This is a genomic window from Paenarthrobacter sp. CAP02 (assembly GCF_040137855.1).
Classification (GTDB): Bacteria; Actinomycetota; Actinomycetes; order Actinomycetales; family Micrococcaceae; genus Arthrobacter.
In genome coordinates this window covers 391,009-413,708 of sequence record NZ_JBEEII010000001.1, presented here as the reverse complement: position 1 = coordinate 413,708, position 22,700 = coordinate 391,009, and the positions used below count along the sequence as shown (strand labels likewise).

The 22,700-nt window shown below is 62.7% G+C and carries 27 protein-coding genes and 1 tRNA gene; 16 read left to right on the top strand and 12 right to left on the bottom strand.

Going from position 1 to position 22,700, the window contains the following annotated elements; translation table 11 throughout:
- Positions 1-62: 62 nt before the first annotated feature.
- Positions 63-1,205: an alanine racemase gene (gene alr, locus ABHM97_RS02130; RefSeq protein ID WP_349469409.1), complete on the top strand. Its 1,143-nt coding sequence runs from the start codon at positions 63-65 to the stop codon at positions 1,203-1,205.
- 35 nt (positions 1,206-1,240) lie between these two features.
- Entirely contained in the window at positions 1,241-2,011 is a 771-nt protein-coding gene (locus ABHM97_RS02125; RefSeq protein WP_284987333.1) for an IclR family transcriptional regulator, read from the top strand.
- On the opposite strand, the gene ABHM97_RS02120 is transcribed toward ABHM97_RS02125, so the two are convergent.
- The 3 genes from ABHM97_RS02120 to ABHM97_RS02110 are packed head-to-tail and all read right to left on the bottom strand — an operon-like array spanning position 2,008 to position 3,999.
- On the bottom strand, positions 2,008-2,787 hold the full coding sequence (locus tag ABHM97_RS02120; protein WP_349469408.1) for an IclR family transcriptional regulator: 780 nt from the start codon (positions 2,785-2,787) through the stop codon (positions 2,008-2,010). The genes ABHM97_RS02125 and ABHM97_RS02120 overlap by 4 nt on opposite strands.
- A gap of 25 nt (positions 2,788-2,812) precedes the next feature.
- Positions 2,813-3,553: a cyclase family protein gene (locus tag ABHM97_RS02115; protein WP_235518168.1), complete on the bottom strand. Its 741-nt coding sequence runs from the start codon at positions 3,551-3,553 to the stop codon at positions 2,813-2,815.
- Positions 3,550-3,999: a hypothetical protein gene (locus ABHM97_RS02110; RefSeq protein ID WP_235518170.1), complete on the bottom strand. Its 450-nt coding sequence runs from the start codon at positions 3,997-3,999 to the stop codon at positions 3,550-3,552. Before ABHM97_RS02110 ends, ABHM97_RS02115 begins: the two co-directional genes overlap by 4 nt.
- A gap of 177 nt (positions 4,000-4,176) precedes the next feature.
- Here ABHM97_RS02110 and ABHM97_RS02105 point away from each other — a divergent pair, with 177 nt between their 5' ends.
- Together ABHM97_RS02105 and ABHM97_RS02100 are read left to right on the top strand one after the other, a co-directional pair.
- The gene (locus ABHM97_RS02105; protein WP_349469407.1) at positions 4,177-5,484 is read left to right on the top strand and encodes a M18 family aminopeptidase; all 1,308 of its coding nucleotides are present in this window, start codon (positions 4,177-4,179) and stop codon (positions 5,482-5,484) included.
- A gap of 224 nt (positions 5,485-5,708) precedes the next feature.
- Entirely contained in the window at positions 5,709-7,124 is a 1,416-nt protein-coding gene (locus ABHM97_RS02100; RefSeq protein WP_349469406.1) for an amino acid permease, read from the top strand.
- Between the two features lie 82 nt (positions 7,125-7,206).
- On the opposite strand, the gene ABHM97_RS02095 is transcribed toward ABHM97_RS02100, so the two are convergent.
- Entirely contained in the window at positions 7,207-7,866 is a 660-nt protein-coding gene (locus ABHM97_RS02095; RefSeq protein WP_257369927.1) for a DUF1345 domain-containing protein, read from the bottom strand.
- A gap of 157 nt (positions 7,867-8,023) precedes the next feature.
- On the opposite strand from ABHM97_RS02095, the gene ABHM97_RS02090 reads away from it, so the two are divergent.
- Positions 8,024-8,106, top strand: a tRNA-Leu gene (locus ABHM97_RS02090).
- A 113-nt stretch (positions 8,107-8,219) separates the two neighbouring features.
- Here the strand turns inward: ABHM97_RS02090 and ABHM97_RS02085 are convergent.
- On the bottom strand, positions 8,220-8,558 hold the full coding sequence (locus ABHM97_RS02085; RefSeq protein WP_235518182.1) for a YnfA family protein: 339 nt from the start codon (positions 8,556-8,558) through the stop codon (positions 8,220-8,222).
- A 230-nt stretch (positions 8,559-8,788) separates the two neighbouring features.
- Here ABHM97_RS02085 and rpsF point away from each other — a divergent pair, with 230 nt between their 5' ends.
- From rpsF to rplI, 4 genes are all read left to right on the top strand, one after another.
- Positions 8,789-9,094, top strand: coding sequence for a 30S ribosomal protein S6 (rpsF, locus tag ABHM97_RS02080; protein WP_011776755.1), 306 nt, complete (start codon positions 8,789-8,791; stop codon positions 9,092-9,094).
- 50 nt (positions 9,095-9,144) lie between these two features.
- Positions 9,145-9,729, top strand: a complete 585-nt coding sequence (locus ABHM97_RS02075; RefSeq protein ID WP_211710216.1) for a single-stranded DNA-binding protein — start codon at positions 9,145-9,147, stop codon at positions 9,727-9,729.
- 128 nt (positions 9,730-9,857) lie between these two features.
- Positions 9,858-10,097: a 30S ribosomal protein S18 gene (gene rpsR, locus ABHM97_RS02070; protein WP_003800144.1), complete on the top strand. Its 240-nt coding sequence runs from the start codon at positions 9,858-9,860 to the stop codon at positions 10,095-10,097.
- 18 nt (positions 10,098-10,115) lie between these two features.
- Entirely contained in the window at positions 10,116-10,568 is a 453-nt protein-coding gene (gene rplI, locus ABHM97_RS02065; RefSeq protein WP_211710215.1) for a 50S ribosomal protein L9, read from the top strand.
- 100 nt (positions 10,569-10,668) lie between these two features.
- Here rplI and ABHM97_RS02060 read toward each other — a convergent pair whose 3' ends face one another.
- A complete protein-coding gene (locus tag ABHM97_RS02060; RefSeq protein ID WP_349469405.1) occupies positions 10,669-11,091 on the bottom strand; it encodes a DUF1801 domain-containing protein in 423 nt (140 codons plus the stop codon).
- Positions 11,092-11,149: 58 nt separating this feature from the next.
- Between ABHM97_RS02060 and ABHM97_RS02055 the strand changes: the two genes are divergently transcribed.
- On the top strand, positions 11,150-12,001 hold the full coding sequence (locus ABHM97_RS02055) for a PhzF family phenazine biosynthesis protein (protein ID WP_349469404.1): 852 nt from the start codon (positions 11,150-11,152) through the stop codon (positions 11,999-12,001).
- A gap of 8 nt (positions 12,002-12,009) precedes the next feature.
- Here the strand turns inward: ABHM97_RS02055 and ABHM97_RS02050 are convergent, their stop codons facing one another.
- Genes ABHM97_RS02050 through ABHM97_RS02040 form a run of 3 tightly spaced genes read right to left on the bottom strand, consistent with a single transcriptional unit; the run spans position 12,010 to position 14,471 of the window.
- A complete protein-coding gene (locus ABHM97_RS02050) occupies positions 12,010-13,539 on the bottom strand; it encodes a DUF6297 family protein (RefSeq protein ID WP_349469403.1) in 1,530 nt (509 codons plus the stop codon).
- Between the two features lie 4 nt (positions 13,540-13,543).
- Positions 13,544-14,221, bottom strand: coding sequence for an ABC transporter ATP-binding protein (locus ABHM97_RS02045; RefSeq protein ID WP_349469402.1), 678 nt, complete (start codon positions 14,219-14,221; stop codon positions 13,544-13,546).
- A gap of 40 nt (positions 14,222-14,261) precedes the next feature.
- Positions 14,262-14,471 carry a hypothetical protein gene (locus ABHM97_RS02040; protein ID WP_349469401.1) on the bottom strand — a complete coding sequence of 70 codons (210 nt, stop codon included), beginning with the start codon at positions 14,469-14,471 and terminating at the stop codon, positions 14,262-14,264.
- Positions 14,472-14,642: 171 nt separating this feature from the next.
- Between ABHM97_RS02040 and ABHM97_RS02035 the strand changes: the two genes are divergently transcribed.
- Both ABHM97_RS02035 and ABHM97_RS02030 read left to right on the top strand, forming a co-directional pair.
- Entirely contained in the window at positions 14,643-15,560 is a 918-nt protein-coding gene (locus ABHM97_RS02035; RefSeq protein ID WP_349469400.1) for a diacylglycerol/lipid kinase family protein, read from the top strand.
- A gap of 56 nt (positions 15,561-15,616) precedes the next feature.
- Positions 15,617-16,354: a GAF and ANTAR domain-containing protein gene (locus ABHM97_RS02030; protein WP_235518193.1), complete on the top strand. Its 738-nt coding sequence runs from the start codon at positions 15,617-15,619 to the stop codon at positions 16,352-16,354.
- A gap of 7 nt (positions 16,355-16,361) precedes the next feature.
- Here ABHM97_RS02030 and ABHM97_RS02025 read toward each other — a convergent pair whose 3' ends face one another.
- The gene (locus ABHM97_RS02025) at positions 16,362-17,267 is read right to left on the bottom strand and encodes a hypothetical protein (RefSeq protein WP_349469399.1); all 906 of its coding nucleotides are present in this window, start codon (positions 17,265-17,267) and stop codon (positions 16,362-16,364) included.
- Positions 17,268-17,412: 145 nt separating this feature from the next.
- Here ABHM97_RS02025 and ABHM97_RS02020 point away from each other — a divergent pair, with 145 nt between their 5' ends.
- Together ABHM97_RS02020 and ABHM97_RS02015 are read left to right on the top strand one after the other, a co-directional pair.
- A complete protein-coding gene (locus tag ABHM97_RS02020) occupies positions 17,413-17,706 on the top strand; it encodes a DUF4287 domain-containing protein (protein ID WP_349469398.1) in 294 nt (97 codons plus the stop codon).
- An 83-nt stretch (positions 17,707-17,789) separates the two neighbouring features.
- The gene (locus ABHM97_RS02015; RefSeq protein WP_349469397.1) at positions 17,790-18,239 is read left to right on the top strand and encodes an SRPBCC family protein; all 450 of its coding nucleotides are present in this window, start codon (positions 17,790-17,792) and stop codon (positions 18,237-18,239) included.
- Here ABHM97_RS02015 and ABHM97_RS02010 read toward each other — a convergent pair.
- Positions 18,236-19,177, bottom strand: coding sequence for a hydroxymethylglutaryl-CoA lyase-like TIM-barrel protein (locus ABHM97_RS02010; RefSeq protein ID WP_349469396.1), 942 nt, complete (start codon positions 19,175-19,177; stop codon positions 18,236-18,238). The genes ABHM97_RS02015 and ABHM97_RS02010 overlap by 4 nt on opposite strands.
- Positions 19,174-20,424, bottom strand: a complete 1,251-nt coding sequence (locus ABHM97_RS02005) for a CaiB/BaiF CoA transferase family protein (protein WP_349469395.1) — start codon at positions 20,422-20,424, stop codon at positions 19,174-19,176. The genes ABHM97_RS02010 and ABHM97_RS02005 overlap by 4 nt, the downstream gene beginning before the upstream one ends.
- A 141-nt stretch (positions 20,425-20,565) precedes the next feature.
- Between ABHM97_RS02005 and ABHM97_RS02000 the strand changes: the two genes are divergently transcribed.
- Positions 20,566-21,639, top strand: coding sequence for an alpha/beta hydrolase (locus ABHM97_RS02000; RefSeq protein WP_349469393.1), 1,074 nt, complete (start codon positions 20,566-20,568; stop codon positions 21,637-21,639).
- 41 nt (positions 21,640-21,680) lie between these two features.
- Positions 21,681-22,634: an alpha/beta hydrolase gene (locus tag ABHM97_RS01995; RefSeq protein WP_349469392.1), complete on the top strand. Its 954-nt coding sequence runs from the start codon at positions 21,681-21,683 to the stop codon at positions 22,632-22,634.
- The last annotated feature ends 66 nt before the right edge of the window (positions 22,635-22,700 follow it).

Here is a 22,700-nt window from a genome sequence, read left to right as displayed (position 1 = left end):
TTGTTTCCGTTCCCCCCCCCCCCCCCCAAGGTGCTGATTCGGGGGAATTGAAGATGCAGGTCGTGAACCACCAGCCAAGGATCGAAAACCTTGCCAGCTGGCTCGAAATCAACGGCAACGCCTTCGAGTCCAATGTCCGGACAGTGCTGGGAATCCTGCAGGACCGGGCCATGCTCTGCGCCGTGCTCAAGTCCGATGCGTACGGCCACGGGGCCGGCCTCCTGATTCCTTTCCTGGTGCGCCTTGACGTGCCGTACATCGGTGTGGGCTCGAATTCCGAAGCAGAGGCGGCTCGCGCCAATGGCTACACAGGGAGGTTGTTGCGGGTCCGCGCTGCTGCGCCCCAGGAAATAGCCGCGGCCATGGCCCATGATGTGGAAGAACTTGTGGCGGATCCTCAGAGTGCTTGGGAAATGAGCCGGATTGCCGCCGAGACCGGACGGAAGATCAGGATCCACCTGGACATCAACTCCTCCGGCATGAGCAGGCACAGCCTGGACGTATCGTCGCCGCTGGGCCGGGCCAGTGCCGTGGCAGTAGTTGGCCATCCGCAGTTGGAGCTCGCTGGGATCATGACGCATTTCCCCTTGGACGATGTTGAACACATTGAGCAAGGGCTGTCGCGCTTCAAGGCCGAGTCCATGGCCGTTTTGCGATTGGCAAAGGTGCCCCGCAGCCAGGTTCTGCTCCATACAGCAAATTCGTTTGCCACGCTGAATGCGCCGGCAACCTGGCTGGACATGGTGCGGACAGGGGCCGTTCTATATGGCGATTCGGACCCAAGCCACCCGGGGTTCCGGCGCTGCCTGGCCTTCAAGGCGCGGATCGGATCCGTGAACCATTATCCGGCGGGAAGCAGGGTGGGCTACGGCCACACTCATACCCTGCAATCGGATTCAAAGCTGGCCACCGTCACGGCGGGGTACGGCGACGGATACCGGCGTGCACTTGGCGTGGGCGGATCCGTTGTGGTGCGGGGCCAGCGGGTGCCGGTTGTTGATGCGATCTCCATGAATTCCATGGTGATCGACGTCTCCGCAGTGCCGGAGGCGCGGCCAGGTGACGAGGTGGTGCTGTTCGGCAGCCAGGATGGCGTGGAAATTTCCGCAGGGGAACTGGAGTCGGCAAATCGCGGGATACTCGCGGACCTGTACACGGTGTGGGCGAAGGACTCCCGAATCCTTGTGGCAGACACGCCCATGTGAGAATGGCGTGAGCGCGTGGTGGAAGGAGTGGATTTGTGGATACGTCACCCGAAGCGTCCTCTTTGGCCCAAGGCCTTCGCCTCGTGCGCCTGATCACGGACCGCGAAAAGCAGGGCCGTCAGCTCCTGGGAGTCTCCCAACTGGCCGCCGAATTGGACATGGAACAAAGCAGGGTCTCCCGCTTGGCCCAGGAGTTGTGTGATCTGGGCTTGTTGGAACGGGTGGACAGGGGCCCCTTCCGCACAGGTTCGGGCTTCCTGGGCCTGGCAGCTTCGCTCAACAGTGGCTGGGTGCAGAAGTCACGGGCAAAGCTGGAGGAGCTGGTGTCCGCCTTTGGCCTGCGATCGCGGCTCTCCGTCCGCGACGGCGTCAGGGTCCTCCTCTTGCGTGCATCCACGAACAACTCATTCCCGGGCGGCTACGCAAAGCCGGGTATGGTGACGCCCGTCTGGTGCACCGGAGCGGGCAGGGCCTTGCTGTGGGATCACTCGCCCAATGAGCTGGAATCCCTTCTCCGCGACGTGAATTTCATCGGTGTGGGCGGTCCCGCGGCGGCACATTCCGCGCCGGAAGTCCGTGACCTCATGGACCGTGACAAGTCCCGCGGATTTGTTGTCGCCGCCGAGGAATTCGAGCATGACGTGTGGGAATTGGCCGTACCGGTCCGGGCCGACGGCGGGAACATCGTCGCCGCCCTTAGCGTCCTGGGCAACCGTTCCAGTATCGAGAAGGCGGCGCCGGAAATCGCCGGAGTGCTCCATGAAACATCCCAAGGACTTGGTGCCCACGGCACGGTACTGACTTAGGGCCGGTGTGGAGACGCGGCCGGGCCACCCACCATTGCTTCCAGCCACTCGCACCATGAGCGGAGTGCCATGGCGTGGCTTTCACGTTGCGGCTCAACCCGCGTCCTGGGGCCAACGATCTGGAGCGCGGCAACGATCTCATTTTTGAAATCGCGGACTGGCGCGGCCAGTGAATAGAGTCCGGGTTCGGCTTCTTCATCAACGATCGAGTACCCGCGTGCCCGGGCTTGGTTGAGCCGGTCCAGGAAGTCGTCCACGGAAGAGGGCGTGTTGGGTCCGTGCTTGACGAATTCCACGGTCTTGAAAAGCGACCGGACTTCATCATCCGGCGCATCCCAGAGGAGCGCCTGGCCGGCGTCACTGCAGTAGGCCGGATAGGGCCGGCCCAGCCAGGAACCCACCAGGTTGGCGCTGGCAGGTACCTGCTCGCCAATGGTGACCGTACTGTTTCCGCTCAGCACGCCCAGGAAGCAAGCTTCGTTGGTTTCGGCGGCCAATCCTTCCAGCGCGGAGAGTCCGTCGGTCTTCAGTCGTTGCTCGGTGACCAGCTGGGCGTCTGCCAGGACTGACCAGTCCAAGCGGTACTCCCTGTTGTCGGTGCGGGCAAGGAAGCCCTCCTGCAAAGCCCCCTTGAGGCTTCGGGAAACCTGGCTGCGGTCCTTCTCCAGGTGGGCAGCGACGTCGGCAACCGTACCGCCGTCGTGCCCTTGCGCGTGGCGCGCCCCCACCGCAAGGATGGCCATCATCCCGCGGCCCATGCTGGAGGTCTTTGACATGGAACGAGTCTAGCGACTCGCAGCCCTAGTGAATGGCGAAGACCCTTGCCGGGAAGCCGCTCCCGTCCAGGGGTTTGGCCCAGCTTGCCACCAGGACGCCACCGGATTCCGGCAGGCCGTCAAGATGCGCCAGGAGTTCGATCTGCCATTTGTCCTGTGCAAGGACGTAGGTTTCCAGGCTGAAGTCCTGCCGGGACGTGGCCATGCCAGGGTCCGTGTCGGTCTGTTCGTGTCCAACCGCAGCCACTCCCCGCTCTTCGATCAGGCACTGGAGGACCTCTTGCGACCACCCGGGAGTATGGCTCGTTCCGGATTCGTCCTTGTTGGCCATGGCCTCAGGGTCGGGCCACCGTTGGCTCCATCCTGTGCGGAGGGCGACGAACGAACCAGCGGGAATGGTGCCGCATCGTGATTCCCAATCCTTGATGTCGCCCAGTGTGGGCGTGGCATCAGGGTCCCTGCGCACGCGGTGGCTGATGTCCAAGACAACCAGCGGAAGCACCATCTGGTCCACGGGTATCTGGTCCAGGGTCCGGCCACCACGCACAAAATGCGATGGCGGATCCACGTGGGTACCCCATTGGCCCACTATTGAGTAGCGGTGGGCCGTGAAGCCGTCGCCCTTCTCCATATCGAAGAGCGCCTCGCGGGATTCATCCGGGAAAGCAGCAAACCGGGGCTGGCCGGGATGGAACGCGTGGGTGAGGTCCGTGAACGTTCGGTCGCGGAGCAGCGGCGCGAGTTCCTGCCAGAGTCCTGTGGTCATGACGCCACCCGGCTTTCGCCTACGGGGGTCAGCACGCTGCTGGAGACGTTCAGGGGACCGGACACTTCGATCACCGGGACCTCCCAAGGGTGGATGTCCACAATCCGCTGGACCAGGCGGTGAACGGCGTCTTCATCCAGGCAGTCATCAAAGTAGGAGGTGAAGACGAAGGTCGGCGAGATGGTCCGTTGCCCCACGCTTCCCAGCGTGGGGTTTGCCCCTTCAGCAACGGTGAAACCCTCGTAACCCACGGAGGACTCGAAGACGTGGTGGTAGTTTCCGAACCCGCCCAGCTCGGGGCACTCCGTAAGCTCCTGCAGAAGGGATGAGATGCCGCTGTCCGCTTCCAAGGCGGCGAGGTTGCCTCCGGCCAGTTGGGTCATGGTTTCGACCCGGATGGGCCAGTGGATGCGGAGCTTTCGCACCGGTTTCAATTGGATCTTCATGGGAGGAGCCTTCCGTGGGTGTGCCTTCTGAGAGCCATAGTGGCACAAGGTGACGTTCATTACAAGCATATATATTTGCTTATATTGCACACGGCTGGGATTTGCGGCTCAAGGACGGGGTCACTTCCCCTGTACAGCCGCCCGGCCGCCGTCCCGAGCGGGGCTAGACTCGGGGGCATGCCTTCGAATGCCTCAGCCGCAGTTGACCACATCAAGGACCTTGGCGCTTACGTTTCGGCGTCTCCCTCGAGCTTCCACGCCGTGCACGAGGCCGCGCGGCGGCTGGACGATGCCGGCTTTACTCCCCTGGACGAACTGCAACCGTGGGATGGCGGCGCTGGCAGGTTCTACGTGATCCGGGATGGCGCACTCATCGCGTGGGTAACCCCCGAAAACGCCGGCCCCACCACCGGATTCAACATCCTGGGTGCACACACCGACTCGCCTTCCTTCAAGCTCAAGCCAAAGCCCACTACGGGAAAGTACGGATGGCTCCAGGCGGGCGTCGAGGTTTATGGCGGACCGCTCCTTAACTCCTGGCTGGACCGGGAACTGCAGCTCGCGGGCCGGTTGGTACTGCACGATGGCACGCAGCACCTGACCGCCACGGGACCCCTTCTGCGCTTCCCGCAATTGGCCATTCACCTGGACCGCGGGGTCAACGACAACGGCCTGCACCTGTCCAAGCAGCAACACATGAATCCGGTCTTTGGACAAGGGGACCCGGCGGGCGAGGATCTCCTGGCACTGCTGGCCGAACGCGTCGAGGGCGCCTCCGTTGATGCCGCGGACATCGGCGGATACGACGTCGTGGTGGCAGACACGCAAGCCCCTGCGGTTTTCGGGGCCAAGAATGAGTTCTTTGCGTCAGGGCGGATGGACAACCTTTCCTCCACGCACGCTGGCCTGGTGGCCTTGATAGGGCATGCTGCAGCCGCCCCGAGTGACGGCCCGATTGCCGTCCTTGCAGCCTTTGACCATGAAGAGATCGGGTCCAACTCCCGCTCAGGTGCCTGCGGGCCCTTGCTGGAGGACATCCTGGTGCGCATCTCCGACGGTCTTGGCGCTTCGGTGAGCCAGCGGCGACAGGCGCTGGCGGCGTCGTTCTGCGTTTCCGCGGATGCTGGCCACGCCGTCCACCCGAACTACGCGGAAAAGCACGATCCCGCCAACAAGCCGGTGCTCAACGGCGGCCCCTTGCTGAAGATCAACGCCAACCAGCGTTACGCCACGGATGCCACCGGCGCCGCCCTGTGGGCGCGTCTGTGCAAGGAATCCAACGTGCCGTACCAGGAATACGTGTCAAACAACGACCTGCCCTGCGGTTCCACCATCGGTCCGCTGACCGCCACCCGCCTCGGCATCAGGACTGTGGACGTGGGCATTCCGCTGCTGTCCATGCACTCGGCGCGGGAGCTCTGCGGCGTGGAAGATCCCAAGAGCCTCGCGACAGTTTCGCAATTGTTCTTTGGGAGCACCCTCTAAGCCAAAGCCTCAAGCACTCATTTCAAGGGTGTTGCGGAAGTTCCCCTGAGGAAACTTTGGATGCCTAAAGGTTTACATTTTGTGCGTCTCTCTGTTTTCGGGGAGCACATAATGTTCGGTTGCACAGGAAAGTCGTCGGTGTAGCAGGTTAACGTGATTGAGTCATGTGGCCCGTGGCACACCACAGTGGCCAACCTCCAAGACCTGAAGGACGGCGCCGATCCATGCACGCTGACCAACAACTATCGAAGTCCCTGAAGCCCCGACACCTCTCCATGATCGCCATCGCCGGCGTCATCGGAGCCGGTTTATTCGTCGGCTCCGGCGCTGCCATCCAACAGGCCGGCCCGGGCATCCTCGTGGCGTACCTGGCCGCAGGCCTGGTGGTCATCCTCGTCATGCGCATGCTCGGTGAAATGGCTGCGGCGAACCCGGAAACAGGCTCGTTTTCCACATACGCTGACAAGGCCCTTGGCCGCTGGGCGGGCTTCAGTATTGGCTGGCTCTATGCGTGGTTCTGGATCATTGTGCTCGGTATCGAAGCGACGGCGGGTGCCGCCATCATGCACCGCTGGGTTCCCGGCGTCGATCAGTGGGTCTGGGCATTGGTCCTCATGGTCCTGCTGACACTGACCAACCTCGGTTCCGTGAAGTCCTACGGTGAGTTCGAATTCTGGTTCGCTTCCATCAAGGTCGCAGCCATTGTCATCTTCCTGCTGGCGGGCATCGCCGCGATCCTTGGGCTGATGCCGGGCGTGTCCGCACCGGGCGTGAGCAACCTCCTGGACCAGGGTGGATTCATGCCCAACGGCCCCGGCGCCGTACTGGCGGGCATCCTCGTGGTGGTCTTCTCCTTCTTCGGTGCGGAAATCGCCACGATCGCAGCTGGTGAATCCGAGAACCCCGTGGACGCCGTCAAGAAGGCCGTGAAGTCCACCGTTTGGCGCATTCTGATCTTCTACATCGGTTCCATCGCCATAGTGGTCACCCTCCTGCCCTGGAATGACGCCTCCGTTGCCAAGAGCCCCTACGTTGCAGTCATTGAGCTGTACGGAATTCCGGGCGCCGGCACCATCATGGACATCGTTGTCCTCACGTCCGTGCTCTCCTGCTTGAACTCCGGCCTTTACACGGCAAGCCGCATGCTGTTCTCACTCTCACAGCGGGGCGACGCCCCCAAGTCCTGGATGAAGATCTCCAAGCGGGGTGTTCCGGCCGCAGCGGTACTGGCATCCACCGTGGTCGGATTCATCACCGTGGGCCTGAACTACATCGCTCCTGACACCGTGTTCCTGTTCCTGGTGAACACCTCCGGTGCCATCGCCCTGTTCGTATGGCTGGTCATTTCGGTATCGCAGCTGATCCTCCGGCGCCGCATGGGCGCTGCCGCGAAGGACCTGGAACTCAAAATGTGGTTCTTCCCCTATCTCACCTGGATTGCCATTGCTGCCATCGTGGCCCTCGTCATCGGCATGGTCATCATCGACTCCACGCGTGAGTCGCTGTTCCTCTCGCTGGGGCTGGCCGCGGTAGTCGTGGCCATCGGCGTGTGGCGGTACCGCAAACGCGGGGCCGCCGGCCTCGAGGCGGCCACCACCGAAGCCGAGCGGGCAGACATCGGTTCCGGGCCGGCGTCGTAACAGTCTTTCCGCAGTGGGGCAGCCACCGTCAGCATTCGACGGCGGCTGCCCCATTGTGGTTAACGGAGGCCTGGGTGGCCGTCTACTGGGCCAGCCCGATAACCAGGTTGATGGTTGCGGCCAGGATGACAGTGCCGAACAGGTACGACAACAAGCTGTGTTTCAACGCCTCGACGCGGATCCGGTGGTTGCCCAGGTTGGTGTCGGATACCTGGTAGGTCATGCCCAAGCTGGTGGCGAGGTAGGCAAAATCCGTGTACTGGGGTGGCCTGTCCTGGTTAAAGCCGATGCCACCCACCGCACCTCCGGCATCCGGTTTGGGGCTGTAGTAGAGCTCGGCATAGCGCAGGGTGAAAAGAGTCTGGACGAGCATCCAGGAGAAGGCGACGCAGGCCAAGGCAAGTGCACCGGAGCCCAGTCTGCTGCTGTCGGACTCAGCGTGTGAATTGACGATTACGGCCGCAGCAGCCGCGATGCTGGCAAGGTTCGCCACCAGGATCAGCAGGTCGGTGACGCCGCGGGACGGGTCTTCACTGGTGGCGTGCCGGCGGGTGTCATCGGGATCCATGCGGCCGATCACCAGCCACACCCATGCGACGTAGATGAACGCGGCCGTGGCCCATCCGACTGCAGGGGCGTCCACCCAATTCCCAGCGATACCCGTGGCAATAACAGCTGCCGCTCCAGCGATGATCATGACGAGGAAGCGCAACCTGCTGCGTCTGACTCTGACGTTGCTCATTTGCCCACCATAGTTAGCCGCTGCGGACCCCCGCGCGAACCACGCCCGACCGGATGCCATCAAACGAGCAGGAATCCACGTATTGGCGTTCCTCGTGTTAGTGTCTTTGTCGCTGTCGAGGAGAAAAACGAAACACTGTTTTTCCCCTGATCACCTTGCGCGGGTGGCGGAATGGCAGACGCGCTAGCTTGAGGTGCTAGTCCTCGAAAGGGGGTGGGGGTTCAAGTCCCCCTCCGCGCACAATGAACCCCCGGTCTTCGGACCGGGGGTTTCGTCGTTCCATGCCGCGGCATGCGCGTGGGCGCGCGCCTCTGTGCGCCGCGCGCCTCTATGCGCCGCAGGCCTCCATGCGCCTAGGCGCCGGAGCGGGGTGCGAACATGATCACGCCCACCCCCACAAGGCAGACTGCGGCTCCGATGACGTCCCAGCGGTCGGGGCGGAAGCCGTCAACCAGCATGCCCCATGCCAGCGAGCCGATGATGAAGACGCCGCCGTACGCGGCAAGGACCCGGCCGAAGTGGGCGTCCGGCTGGAAGGCTGCGAAGAATCCGTAGATTCCCAGCGCGATGATCCCCAGCCCGGCCCACCACCACGCGCGTCCTTCACGAACGGCCTGCCAGATCAACCAGGCTCCGCCGATCTCTGCGACAGCGGCCAAAACGAACAGAACAATCGGCTTCAGGACGGTCATGGATCCAGTATTCACTGCATGGCCACCAGTGTTATCCACATAGGACAGCTTCCCGGTTTCCGTCGTGGATCCGCTCGAATAGCTTTGGGTGCAGGAGATGCACTAAGATATTGAAGTCTGTGTTAGGCCCTCCCGCGGAATTTTCGGTGGGGAGCTGGCACAGCATCGCAAATGAACCTCCTGTTACGGAAATACCGTAACCGCTTAGCCCAAAGGAGGTGGGTTCACATATGCGTCCTTACGAATTGATGGTAATCATCGACCCCGAGGTCGAAGAACGTACCGTAGAGTCGTCGCTTCAGAAGTTCCTCAATGTCATCACCACCGATGGTGGAACCATCGAAAAGGTAGACATCTGGGGCCGTCGCCGTCTGGCGTACGACATCAAGAAGAAGTCCGAAGGTATCTACGCCGTGGTGAACTTCACCGCTGCTCCGGCTACCGCCAAGGAACTTGATCGCCAGCTGTCTCTCAACGAGACGATCATGCGCACCAAGATCATCCGCCCTGAAGACCAGAAGGTTGTTGCTGAGTAATCAGCCCCTTTCAGATCTTTACCCCGCAGGAACGAACAAGGAGGCAGTAGATGGCAGGCGAAACCACTATTACGGTCATCGGTAATCTCACCAATGACCCCGAGCTGCGGTTCACCCCGTCTGGCTCAGCAGTAGCGAACTTCACCATCGCTTCTACTCCCCGGACCTTTGACCGCCAGTCCAATGAGTGGAAGGACGGGGAAACCCTGTTCCTCCGCGCATCGGTATGGCGCGAAGCAGCCGAGAACGTGGCCGAATCCCTGACCAAGGGTATGCGCGTCATCGTTTCCGGTCGTTTGAAGAGCCGTTCCTACGAAACCAAAGAAGGCGAGAAGCGCACCGTTATCGAGCTTGAGGTCGACGAAATCGGCCCCAGCCTGCGTTACGCCAACGCCAAAGTCAACCGTACCCAGCGCTCCGGCGGTGGCCAGGGCGGCTTCGGTGGCGGTAACGCCGGTAATTCCGGTGGCTTTGGAGGTGGCGCTCCTGGTGGAAACCAGGGTGGCGGCAACTCCGGTGGAAACTGGGGCGGCAACAACCAGCCCGCACAGCAGGATGATCCTTGGGCCACGCCCGGGGTCAGCAATGCAGGCGGCGGTTGGGGCAACGGCCCGGATTCCGAACCTCCCTTCTAAACAACACATAAACGTCCGACGCCGGTCGCTCACCGGGACTGCCGAAAGGCACCTTGGCGATCACCGCCGTCGAACACCACCATCCCGTGGATCAATATCCACGGGCTCCATAGAAAAGGAGCTCCACGATGGCTAAGGCTGAACTCCGTAAGCCCAAACCAAAGTCCAACCCCTTGAAGGCCGCTGACATCACTGTCATCGACTACAAGGACGTAGCACTGCTGCGCAAGTTCATCTCCGACCGCGGAAAGATCCGCGCTCGTCGCGTCACTGGCGTTACCGTTCAGGAACAGCGCAAGATCGCCCAGGCAATCAAGAACGCCCGCGAAGTTGCTCTGCTGCCTTACTCCGGCGCTGGCCGCGGCTAAGGGAAGGGATTAACTAACATGGCAAAGCTCATTCTGACCCACGAAGTAACCGGTCTCGGTGCTGCTGGCGACGTTGTCGAGGTCAAGGACGGTTACGCACGTAACTTCCTGCTGCCCCGCGGCTTCGCTTTGACCTGGTCCAAGGGTGGCGAGAAGCAGGTTGAGTCCATCAAGGCTGCACGCGCTGCTCGTGCGCACGCTTCCGTTGAAGCTGCACAGGCCCAGGCTCAGGCACTGTCCTCCAAGAAGGTCAAGCTCGAGGTGAAGGCCGGCGAGTCCGGTCGTCTCTTCGGCACCGTCAAGCCTGCTGATGTCGCTGCTGCTGTTGAGGCCGCTGGCCTCGGCTCCATCGACAAGCGCAACGTTGAACTGCCGAACCACATCAAGTCTGTCGGTTCGTACCAGGCCAACGTTCGCCTGCACGAGGACGTTTCCGCTGTCATCGACCTCGAGGTCGTAGCCAGCAAGTAGTCCCTGACTACAAAGAAGGCCCCCACTTCCGGTTTCCGGTGGTGGGGGCTTTTCTGTGCCCTTATATCCCAGCGAGGGTGGCGGGCAGGGGCGCGGGATGTCAGGGGGTGTGCAGTTCGCTCATGACGTGCTGGTAGCCGGCATGGACCAGTTCTGCCAGGACGCTCCGGTCCACGTCGTCCAGCTTGTTGATGTACACACAGGCAGTGCTTGTTTTGTATTTCCCAAGTTTCGGCAAGAGATCCTCCGCCTCATGGCTGCCGGTGATGCCGTACACCACCAGGTTCGCCTTGCGGGGAGAAAAGCCGACGGCGGCGGCCTCGCCCTCGCGGCCACTGCTGTATCTGTAGTGGTAGCTGCCAAATCCTACGATCGTTGGCCCCCACATCACCGCTTCCTGGCCGGTGGCCTGGCGCATCATGTCCAGCAGTTCCAAGCCGTCTTTCCGCCGTTGGGGATGTTCCACCGCTGCCAGGAAGTCTTCCACGGAGACGTCCGTGGGCTGTGTCTTGTTCTCTGCCATGCCCGTAGTCTCCCAGACCAGGCGTGGACCGGCCACCACTCGGTGATAGCCTGCATCAGTGACTTCCGGCGCCCCCCGTAACCGACCATTCCATCAGGTAGACGTCTTTTCCGACCGCCCTTACCTCGGCAACCCGCTCGCCGTCGTCGTGGATGCGGAAGGGCTCAGCGGCGAGACCATGCAGCACTTCGCCAATTGGACCAACCTGTCCGAGACCACGTTCCTCCTGCCACCCAGCGACCCCGCTGCCGACTACAAGGTTCGGATCTTCACAGCCAGCGAGGAGTTCCCCTTTGCCGGGCACCCCACCCTGGGATCCGCGCATACCTGGCTCCAGGCCGGGGGAGTGCCCAAGACGGATGGCGTAGTGGTGCAGGAGTGCGGGGCAGGCTTGGTCCGGGTGAAGCACGACGCCGGACGGTTGGCTTTTGCTGCGCCGCCGCTGACGCGCTCCGGGCCGGCTTCGGACGAGGTTCGCGCGCAGCTCGCAGCCGGTTTGCGGCTTCCTGAGGAAGCGCTGCTGGATACGTCGTGGCTGGTCAACGGTCCGGCGTGGATCGGCGTGCTCCTGGAATCGGCCCGGCAGGTGTTGGGCATCGAGCCCGACCTCGCAGCAATGGGTGATTTGAAGGTGGGCGTGATCGGCCCGCACGAGGCGGGTTCCGACGTCGATTTTGAAGTCCGGACTTTCATTGCCCACGACGCGATGACCGAAGACCCGGTGACGGGCAGTTTTAATGCGGGCGCAGCCCAATGGTTGATAGGCAGCGGGCGCGCACCGGACGAGTACACAGCGGCTCAGGGCACGGCGTTGGGCCGCGCTGGACGCGTCCACGTCAAGGCTGAAGACGGCGAAATTTGGGTTGGCGGGGCCTCAGCTACTTGCATCCAAGGGACCGTGCTCTTGTAATGCGTCGTTTACGAGTGCTTAGGGCGGGATAGCGCAACCACCAGGACTATGCCCGCACTGAACACCAGCTGCGCACCAGCCACGAGTGACGGTACGTATCCAAGGTACAAAGCCACCATGAGCGGAATCATGGCCAGGATGGTGACGTCCAGTCCCCGGAGCAGGGATCCCAGCTGGGCGCGGGGGACGGGACCAAAGGGGGTCTCCACCGGTGGTGCGGACCAGTCCGGCTGTGTGCGGATCGCCGCCCGGATACTGCCGGCGCCCATGCCGATTCCTGCCATGGCACCCACTGCAATCAATGCTGGAGTGGAGGCGCCCAGGGAGACCAGGACGACGCTCAGGAGGCCCATCCAGGCGGCCATGGCCAAGCACGGCATGAGCATCCGACTGATTCGTACCAGCGCCGGGTGGAGAGGCAACAGCGCGTCGATTTCGGGAAGCATGGCCGTCTTGCGCGCCACCGTGCCCATGCCCGAAGCCGTGGCGCAGCCTGCGATGACCAACACTGCCAGTTGGACGAACCCGGGCAGCCCGCCTTCCACCAGGAGCAACGCAACGCTGCCTGCAAACCACATGACCGGCGGGACCAGTGGCGGGTTCAGCCTGAGGAAGGCCACAACATCGGCTCGGATCAATGCCCCGAGCGGGCCACGCGGCGGGCGGGTATAGAACCTGGCCGCCCGGCCGCCGTCGACCTTCTTCCGCCCGGCGCCTAGGGCACGGAGTACCTCATTGGAATCCATCATGAACAACGATGCGCCGGCGTGGCCGGCGACGGCACCGCCCCGCACCAGCTCCTCACCGGCCACCCTGCCGGCGCGCGGCCCCACCACGGCGGCGAGTCCGACGGCGACGACTGCGGCTAACGCTGCCGGCCAGGGGGAGGCCGACATCAACGTGGCGGCCGAGCAGGCCGCAAGCAGCACTGCGCTAACCATTCGGCCGATCAAAGGACCCAGCAAACGGAGCTGCTGGACGGCGGCCATGACCACCGCGATCACGGCAGCTGCTCCAAAAGTCAGCGCAGAGCAAAGGTGCTCCAGGGGGTTCCGGTCCGCGGCTGTCACCATGCTGAAGGGTACGTAGGCGATCACGGATCCGGCGGCGGCAAGGGCAGTCTTGCGGAGGAATGGAGGCAGGACCATGGGGCGGCGGTCCAGGGGGAGGGGTAGCCACCAGGAGCTCTCTGGTCCGTTGACTGCCAATGGGCCAAGCTTCCCGGCGAGGTTGCCCACAGCGATGAGGACAACGAAGGTCAGGCATGTCCACAGGACAGGTTCCGGTAGGACGAGCCACTGTTCCCGGACGATGCTGCCCGAGGTCGAGGCCCTGCCGGCAATTTCGTTGCGCAGCGCCAGGACAAACGATGCCGCAATAGTCAGGGAAACACCTATGCCCAGGCCCCAGCTGTAGGCGTCAACGAAGCGGTCACCTAACGAGGATCGACTGCGCCGGTAGCGTCGGGCGGACCGGCGGGTGAACCGCACGATCTCGGCCGAGAGTATCCGGCCCTGCCGGGAGACGTCAGTACTCATCGCTTCAGGATCCGGAAATGACCGAAGCGCCGTGCTCAGGATCAAGTTCCCGGACCTCATCACCAATAACCAGGCAGGTGGAAGCAATGGCGAGCAGCAGTTGCGGATCATGGGTGACAAGGACCACCGCTCCACCCTGATCGGCGTGTTCCGCGATGCGCGCACCCACGGCGACGCGCATCCGGGGATCGAGCCGCTGTTCGGGCTCGTCCAGGATCAGGAGGGACGACGGGCGGATCAAACCGGCAGCCAGGAGCAGTCGCCGTCGCTGGCCCGATGACAAGGCGTCGGGTATCGCGTGGGCCCTTCCCAGGAGGCCGAAGAACTCCAATTCCTCGTCAACCCTGGTCTCGGGGTTCTCCAGCGAATGCCCGCGGGCGATCAGGAGCAGGTGCTCCCGGACTGTGAGGGAGGGAAAGAAGAGGTCGTCATCGAAGACGGCCGCGACCTGGCGGCGGAACGGAACGGCGTCCGGATCAATCAGGAGGCCATTGACCTTGACGTCCCCTGCAAGCGGAGACTGCCGACCGGCGATGGTCCGTGCCACGGTCGACTTCCCTGCGCCGTTGACGCCTACGATTCCCAGTACTTCTCCGGCCGCCACAGAGGCCGATACCTCGCCACATACAGGATCGCCGGCATAGCCCACACTCAGGCTTTCAACCTCAAGAACCGTCCCCATGGTGTAACCCTACCGGGGGTGTTTGGTCCCGGTTGCCAGGTCACAGAACTGGTCGGGCCTCGAGGTCTTCCATGGCCCAGGCAAGAATCTTCAAGTCGAACGGATCGCGCTCTTCGATTCCGAACAGGTAGGCGTCAAAGTCCCACTGTTTGGCATTTCCGCCGTTGGCCCAGTACCAGGCCCATAAATCCTCAAGGGTGATTTCATGATCCAGGACAAGCGATCTCGCTGTTTCCCGTGAGTCTTGCATTCGAGCCCCCCACCGCTGACACAGCACCGGACTGCGTCAGGCTGATTGTCGTGTACCCCGGCTTCTACGGCACGTTTCATGCTTTCACGTTCACGCTCCATCCGGAACCCCATCACGTTTGCGAATACTATGGGAGCTTCGAGGAAAACAGCCGCCAGTAAGGCCCTCGCAATGAATCAGGAGCACATCGTGGATTCTGCCCGGACCTTTGAGTCGATCGTCATTATTTTCAATCCCAACAGCACGGGGGACGCGCCTGAGTTGGCGCAGCAGCTGCACGACAAGTTAAAGAGTCTCCTCACATACCGGCCCGAGATCACCCTCCAGCCCACGGAGCATGCAGGCCACGCAGTTGATTTGGCGCGCGAAGCAGCGGAGAAGGGAGGGGACGTCCTTGTGGTTTCCGTGAGTGGCGACGGCGGATACAACGAGGTGGTGAACGGTGTCATGCAGGCCGGCAACCCGCGGGCCGTTTGTGCCGTGAGGGCTGCAGGTAATGCCAACGACCATAGCCGGATTACCGCCTCAAAACCCTTGGAAGAGGCCATTGCCGAGGGTCGGGTCCACTCGATCGACCTTCTCCGGATCCACACGGGCCAAAAAGACCATGAGCCCCTGGAATATGCGCACTCCTATATCGGATTTGGCCTGACCCCGGTTGTGGCCACCGAACTGGAAAAAGGCAGCAAGGGCGCGCTCAAGGAAATGGTCACCGTAATACAGACTTTCTCCAAATTCGAGCCTTTCGCCATCCGCCTGGAGGATGGTAAGCGGCATAAATTCGATAGCCTGGTTTTCGCCAACATTCCGGAGATGGCCAAGTACGCCACGCTGAGCGAAGCGGACAACCTGCCCAAGGACGGTAAATTCGAGGTCATCGTTTTTCCGCACATGCCCAAGTGGCGCGTCCTGCTGACAGCGCTGCGTGCCACCACCCAGGGTTTGGGGGATCAACCGAGCGTCAGCAGCTACGAGTTCACCACCCTCAAGCCGTTGCCGTACCAAATGGACGGTGAAGTCAAGAGGGTGGAAGCGAACGTTACGGTCAGGGTGGAAAGCGCGCCATTAGCGCTCCCGATCATCGGCTAGCCAAGCATTCCTGCCGGACTGTTGTGGCAAGCGGCGGGGTTCTCTAGATTGAGGTCATGGGTGAAGGAGACTGGGCGGGAGAATTCGAGCGGTTGGTCGACCTCATTGCCGGGACCGAGGACGTCAAGGCGTTCCTGGACGGACTGACCGGCTTCGCCGCAGGCATGATGACCAGGGTGTGCGCCACGCACATTGAGTGTGCGGTGACACTGAGGCGCCGTAAACGAACTGCCACGATTGGAGGCAGCAGCGAACGTGCCCTGATGTTGGACCGGATTGAACAGTCCTTGGGTTCGGGGCCGTGCGTCGACGCCCTGGACAGTGGTGTGCCGGTCCTTCTGGGAGATGTTGATTCCGATCCGCGCTGGCCGGAGTATCGGAGCGCGCTGGACGCGGCAGGGATCAAAAGTGCTCTGGGCGTCCCCATGACCTTGGGCCCGGATTCGGCCGCGGTGTTGAATTTCTTCTCTCCTACCCCGGGGGTCTTCACGGAGGAGAGAATTGCCGATGCTGTGCTTTTCGTGGAGATGTCGAGTAAAGCAATGCGGCTGGCCATCAGGATTGCGGCCGCTGATCAGCGCGGGGACGATCTAAAAGCCGCCATGGACACCAGGACAGTCATAGATCTCGCCTGCGGAATGATCATGGCCCAAAACCGATGCACCCAGGGTGAGGCATTCGAGGTACTGCGGCGGGCTTCGAGCGATCGCAACCAAAAACTCCATTCCGTTGCGCAGTCGATGGTGGACCGTATTTCCGGGCAGCCGGATGTCGTGGCCCACTTCGACGACTGAATCCGCGTTATCCGTCACCGCACGCAGCAGTAACGAAGTCGTAGATGCGGCCCCGCAGGTCAACTGACGCCGCGATTTTCAGCAGGCCTTCGCGGTCACCCACTGTGACCCTGAGTGGCAGCAATGTCCCTACCTTGTCCTCCGCCACGGCATGCGGATCGCAGCGTGCCGGACGGATTCCCAATGCGAGTTCCATGGGCGCAGCGCCCTGCCTGATATCGACGTTGTGGGGCCACGGCTGGTTGTCGGCTTCGGCCAGCAGGGGTGTCCCGTCGATGCCCTGGATGGTCAGCGTCCGATGGGAGCCGCCGTCGGCTGCTGGCGTTATCAGAAGGCGTACGACGGCGGTGCCGCCGTCAGCTGCAACCTCCAGTTTCGGGTCCAGGACCATGCTGGCGACGTCGGCTGCTTGGGCTGCGAGGCACAGCTCGCCTGCGTTCCGGGGGAGGACGCCGAAGGGGTCGGATGCGCCGGAGGTTTGCGGAACGGGGTCCTTGCCTGCTTCTGCATAGTCGATTTTCGCGGTGAGGTCCGTGCTGGTGTCTTTTGGTGTGTCGCAGGCCGGCGCGGGCAGGGCCGTGGGAACACTCTTGGGTTGCTTGGGCGGCAGGACCAGTCCGCCCTCCGACGGCCTCCACACGATGTCCTGCTCGAACAGGGGTGATTTCAGCCGGGCGCTGCTCACGGTGAGCGACGCATCCGTGGTGTTGGTCAGCTGGATTTGGATGGCCTGTTTGCCGTACTGGTCCCGGGACTGGTTGACCTCAACAGTGATGGCTTTCTGCGAGGTGGCGGAGGGTGTTTCAACGGCAGGTGCGCCGGTGCCAGGTCCGGTGCATCCGGCCAGGAGGGCCACGGTGCTGAAGAAGGTCACGACTGAAGCCGAAGCCCGCATCGTCAGCTCTCCGCGCATGCTGCCAGTGTAGGTGGTTGCATGCTCGCGGACACCCTCTTCTGTCTCGTTGTCGGCGGCATCCAGTAGAGTCGCGCGTACTTGGAGTTTTCTTTCCCACGGATCTCGCCATGAGGGCCGCGGCGACCGACGAAAGGCACTATTTATGTCCTTCCAGGCATACCTCGACGCTGTCGAGGACAAGACAGGGCTGACGCCGAGGCAATTGGTGGAAATTGCGGAAAGCAAGAGCTTCAACGACCCGTCCGTTAAGGCGGGAACCATCCTTGAATGGTTGAAGGCCGATTATGGTTTGGGGCGCGGACACGGAATGGCATTGGTCCACGTCATCAAGAACGGCCCGAAGATCGACAGCAAGCACGTGGGTTCGGACGGCACGCACCGTGACGACTCGGACACGCTCTGGCTCGATGGAAAGGCCAGCAAGCCCTCGCCTTAATTGCCCAATCGCTGGCAGGCAGACAGTAAGCATGCTTAGCTTGTGGTAGCGATGAGGCCGGGCAACGCGTGGAAGGGCAACAGATGTCGACAGTGACCGAGGTACTTGACTCATCGGCCGAGCGCATTTGGGATGTGATGGCCGACGGGTGGCTTTACTCCGGCTGGGTGGTAGGCGCATCGCGGATCCGCGCCGTGGACGATCAATGGCCGCAGGTAGGTGCCCGGCTCCACCATTCAGTAGGCTCCTGGCCGTTCCTCATCGACGACAACACCAGCGTCACCGGCATGGAGCCCGCCAGGGAACTCAAGCTCCTGGCAAGGGGTTGGCCCATGGGCGAGGCGGAGGTGCTCATTACTTTGGAGCCCATCGGAAGCGCCCAATGCCGGGTTTCCATTTCCGAGGACGCCGTCCGTGGCCCCGGAAAGTTCGTGCCCAAGGCGTTACGGGATCCAGTGATCGGCGTTCGGAACCGTGAAACCCTCAAGCGCCTGGGATTGATGGCAGTGGGCGGAGCTGGACGCAAAGGCTAAAGTCCGGGCATTACCCATTCGAACGCTGCGGCTTTGGATCGGGCACCTTGTGCTGCCTTGGAGCGGTTGGGTTCTCCCAGCTCCTCCAGCAACTTACCGGACAGGAGCACCAGTTCGCCGAAGACCTCCGGGTTCAACCAGCCGGGCCGGGTGGCAAACAGGATGTCTTCGCTGGAGGTGTTGCCGCTGGCGCCTGGTGCAAACGGGCATCCTCCCAAACCGCCGAGTGCGCCGTCCACCATCGCGGCACCGGCTTGGATCGCTGCCAGCGTGTTGGCCACGCCCAGCCCCCAGGTGTCGTGGCCGTGGTAGACGATCCGGCGGGCAGGGGATTCGTCCCGGACCCGGGCGACCAGTTGGGCCACCTGGGCCGGAACTGCTTGGCCCAAGGTGTCGCAAATGACGATGTCCGTGGTGCCCGCCGCTCGGGGGTCGTTGGCGATCGACAGGACGCGCTCTTCCGGAACATATCCTTCGAACGGGCACGTGAAAGACGTTGCGATGCACAGTTGAATCGCTCCGCCGACCGATGTGGCGATGTCGACGGCGTCCGGCAAGGCAGCCAGGCTCTGGTCAGTGGTCCGGCCAATGTTTGCCTTGTTGTGGGAATCCGAGGCGGACAGGCAGTACTGGAAATTCCGTGCTCCCGCAGCCGATGCCTTTGCTACATGGCCAGGCGTCGCCACCCAGATCCAGCACTTTTCCAGTTCGTCAGCGGTCAGTGCTTGGACAACTTCAAGGGTGTTGGCCATGGTGGGCACCAGGTCGGCCCGTGCCATTGAACCCAGCTCGATCGCTGGTACGCCCAAGCGCAGGAGCTCCCGGACCGTCTCGACCTTCCGTTCCGTCGGCAGGATTTTACCGGTGAGTTGGAGTCCGTCGCGCAGCGTCACATCCCGCAGGATTGCGTTGCCGAACGGGCTGGAAAGGGAGTTCATGGCTGTATTACCTCGTCGCTTCCTGAAGCCGCTTTGATCTGGGCCGCGTCCATGTTCAGGAGGCCACCCAGTACCTCCTGGGTATGCTCGCCGAGGTCCGGCCCCAGGTTCCGGATGGGCAAGGACTGCTCACCGATCACGGGAACAATGCCGGGGAAACCTACGTCGGAGAGGATTTCCTCGCCTGTGGAGACGTCGAATTTCTGGATCATGTTGCGTGCAGCGTACTGGCCGTCCGCACTGATATCGGCCGCTGTATAGATAGGTCCGGCCGGGACTCCGGCGGCCTCAAGGACGGCAAGGGCCTCCGGAGCGCCCAGGGTCGAGGCCCACTCACCGATGGCCTGGTCCAACTCTTCACGCTTGACCCAGCGCCCGGCATTGGTTTGCAGCCCGGGATCCTCGGCAAGGTCGGGCCGCCCGATCGTGTGCATGTACCGCTGGAAGATCGAGTCGCCGTTTCCCGCCACTACGATGCTCGCCCCGTCCCCGCACACATAGGCATTCGAGGGGGCAATACCTTCCATGCGGCCACCGACGCGTTGCCGGTCCACGCCGTAGGCCTGGTAGTCCGGGATCAGTGACTCCATCATGGAGAACATTGCCTCATTCAACGCGACGTCGATGATGCGTTCGGCGAGCGGAACCGCACCAGCCGCGTCCCGGCGTCGTGCTTCACGCTGGTACAGGCTCATCACGGAGCCGAAGGCGGCATAGAGGCCCGCGATCGAGTCGCCAATGGAGACGCCCACCCGAACTGGTGCCCGGTCCGGGTCGCCCACCAGGTTGCGGAACCCGCCGTATGCTTCGGCGACGGCGGCAAAACCGGGCCGTCCTGACAGTGGCCCCGTCTGTCCGAACGCAGAGACGCGGGTGACGATGAGGTCCGGGTTGGCCTCGTTGAGGACCTCAGGCCCCAGACCCCACCTTTCCAAGGTGCCGGGCCGAAAGTTTTCCAGCAGGATGTCGGAGTTTGCGACGAGGTCCAGCACGGCCTGCTTTCCTGCCTCGGTACGCATGTCCAGGACGACTGACTTCTTGTTGCGGTTCAACGTCCGGTACAGCATGGACGTGGTGCCCTTGTGGAGTCGCCAGTTGCGGAGCTCATCGCCGGTCCCGGGGCGTTCCACCTTGATGACCTCCGCGCCGAAGTCCGCCAGCAGCCTGCCGGCGGTGGGTGCGGCAATGTAATTTCCGAGCTCAAGGACCCGGACGCCGTCCAGCGGGGCGATTGCTTCCTGTGTCATGCCTCCCAGACTATGATCTTGGACCCGTACTGCAAGGTTTCATCTCTGCCGGACCGGAAACATGACTGTGGCGGGTGCCCCCTGCGTGGCAGTCTTTGCCCTTAGCATGGTCCACAGGTGCATCGACAGGGGGAGTGTGTGATGGGACCGTTGGAATCACTTCAGGCCAGCGCGGAGAAGGAGGCGGCAACAGCTGCCGGTCCGCGGGTCCGTCCAAAGCGCACAAGGCGCCTCCGGAAACTCGATCTGGCGATCCTCGTGGTGTTGGTTCTGCTTTTGGCGCTTTCCGCAACGCCATGGCCCTCGGCGATGGTGATTCGAAGCGTTTTTGAACGCGGCGCGCAGGCCACCATCGACGAAATGACGCCGTACATCCCCGATACTCCGCTGCAGACCCACATGGGGATCGCCTACAAGCCTGGATCGACCTTCGACGCCTTTACTCCTGCCGGGACTACCGCAGCGCTTCCCGCGATCGTATGGATCCACGGAGGCGCATGGATTTCCGGCGCGCAACGGGATGTTGAGCCGTACCTCCGGATTCTTGCAGCAGAGGGCTACACCACCATCGGATTGGGTTACCCGATCGCCCCTGAGGCGACGTATCCCACAGCCGTGCGCGACATCAACGACGCCCTCGCCTATATCAAGGCACATGCTGCGGAGCTGAACGTGGACCCGGGACGGATCGTCCTGGCAGGGGATTCCGCCGGCGCGCAGTTGGCCAGCCAGCTGACGACGCTCACCGTGAATCCCGCGTACGCCAACCTTCTGGGTGTTCAGCCCGCCCTGCAGAAATCAGACTTGGCCGCTACCATCCTGCACTGCGGTGTGTACGATCTCCGGGCCATGGCAGATCTCAACGGCATTGTGGCCTGGGGCTTCAAGACTTCGCTCTGGGCCTACACCGGCACCAAGGACTGGTCCGCAACCTACGCAGGCGCAACCATGTCCACCATCGACTTCGTCCAGAAGGACTTCCCACCGACGTTCATCAGCGGAGGAAACGGTGACGGGCTGACGTGGCTTCAGTCGGTTCCTTACAGCAACCGGTTGAAGGAGGCCGGAGTTCCCGTCACGGAATTGTTCTGGCCTGCTGACCATCAGCCGGAACTTCCCCACGAGTACCAGTTCCATCTGAACTTTGGTGAGGCGCGGGAGGCCAGGGACAAGCTGTTCGATTTCCTGTCCACGAACGCGGCCAGGAGGCAGTAGTTCCAGGGGCGGACCATCACGCCGGGAATTATCTCCATGATATGACCCTACATTCTGCCCGCCTTGAAACCACCAACCGCCCTGCCCTTTTCTGGGCCTCCTGGCTTTGCGCGGCGGCCCTGGTTTTGGTGCCGGCGGGAATGCTGATCGGCAATCCGGCCGTGCTGCGAGCACACCCGCTGCTGCCGTCAATATTGGTGGCTGCCGTCGTCGTCGGGCTTCTTTGGGGTGTCCTGCTCTGGCGAGGGCGCGAGGTGCGCCGTCGTCGCTCCGCCCTTCGCGCTGCAGGCGCGTGGTTAGGCCGGGCCGCGGTCCTGGCGCTGGTGGCAGCCCTGGCGTGGCTCAGCCCCTTCGCTTACCAAGGGGCCTCGGCGGTGGCCGCGTCGGAAATTTCCGTGGCGGAAACCCCGACGGCGATCACCATGTCGCCGGTGGGCGGGCAGGCAGCCCGCGGCCTGGTTTTCTATCCGGGCGCCAAGGTCGAGGCGAGGGCCTATGCGGATATTCTCAGGCCCGCTGTCGACGCCGGAATCCTGGTAGTCATCCTCAAGGAACCCCTTAATCTCAGCCTTCTCGACGGCAACCAGGCCAGGGGTGCCATGTCGGACCATCCGGGCATCAGGACGTGGGCCGTGGGGGGACATTCCCTTGGTGGCGTCAGTGCGAGCTCCTTCGCTTTGAACAACAAGGACGTCGCGGGCTTGCTGCTCTTTGCTTCCTATCCGGTCGACTCCCTGCGGGATCGTGCCGACCTGAAGGTGCTGTCTATTTCCGGCACCGAGGACGGGCTGAGTACGCCGGGCAAAATAGTCGCATCCCGTCAACTGCTTCCCTCCGACGCCGCCTTCCTGGCGGTGCAGGGCGGGAACCACGCCTACTTCGGGGACTACGGCGAGCAGCCCGGCGATGGTGAGCCCGCTGTGGCCCGGGACGTAGCCCAGAAGCAGATATCGTCTGCCACCACGGCCTTCCTGGCGGGACTCGGGGCCAGTTAGCGCAACCGCGGGAATACATGGAGAGCCGCCTCGGTTCATTGATGTAGATGCAAATGCATGTAAACC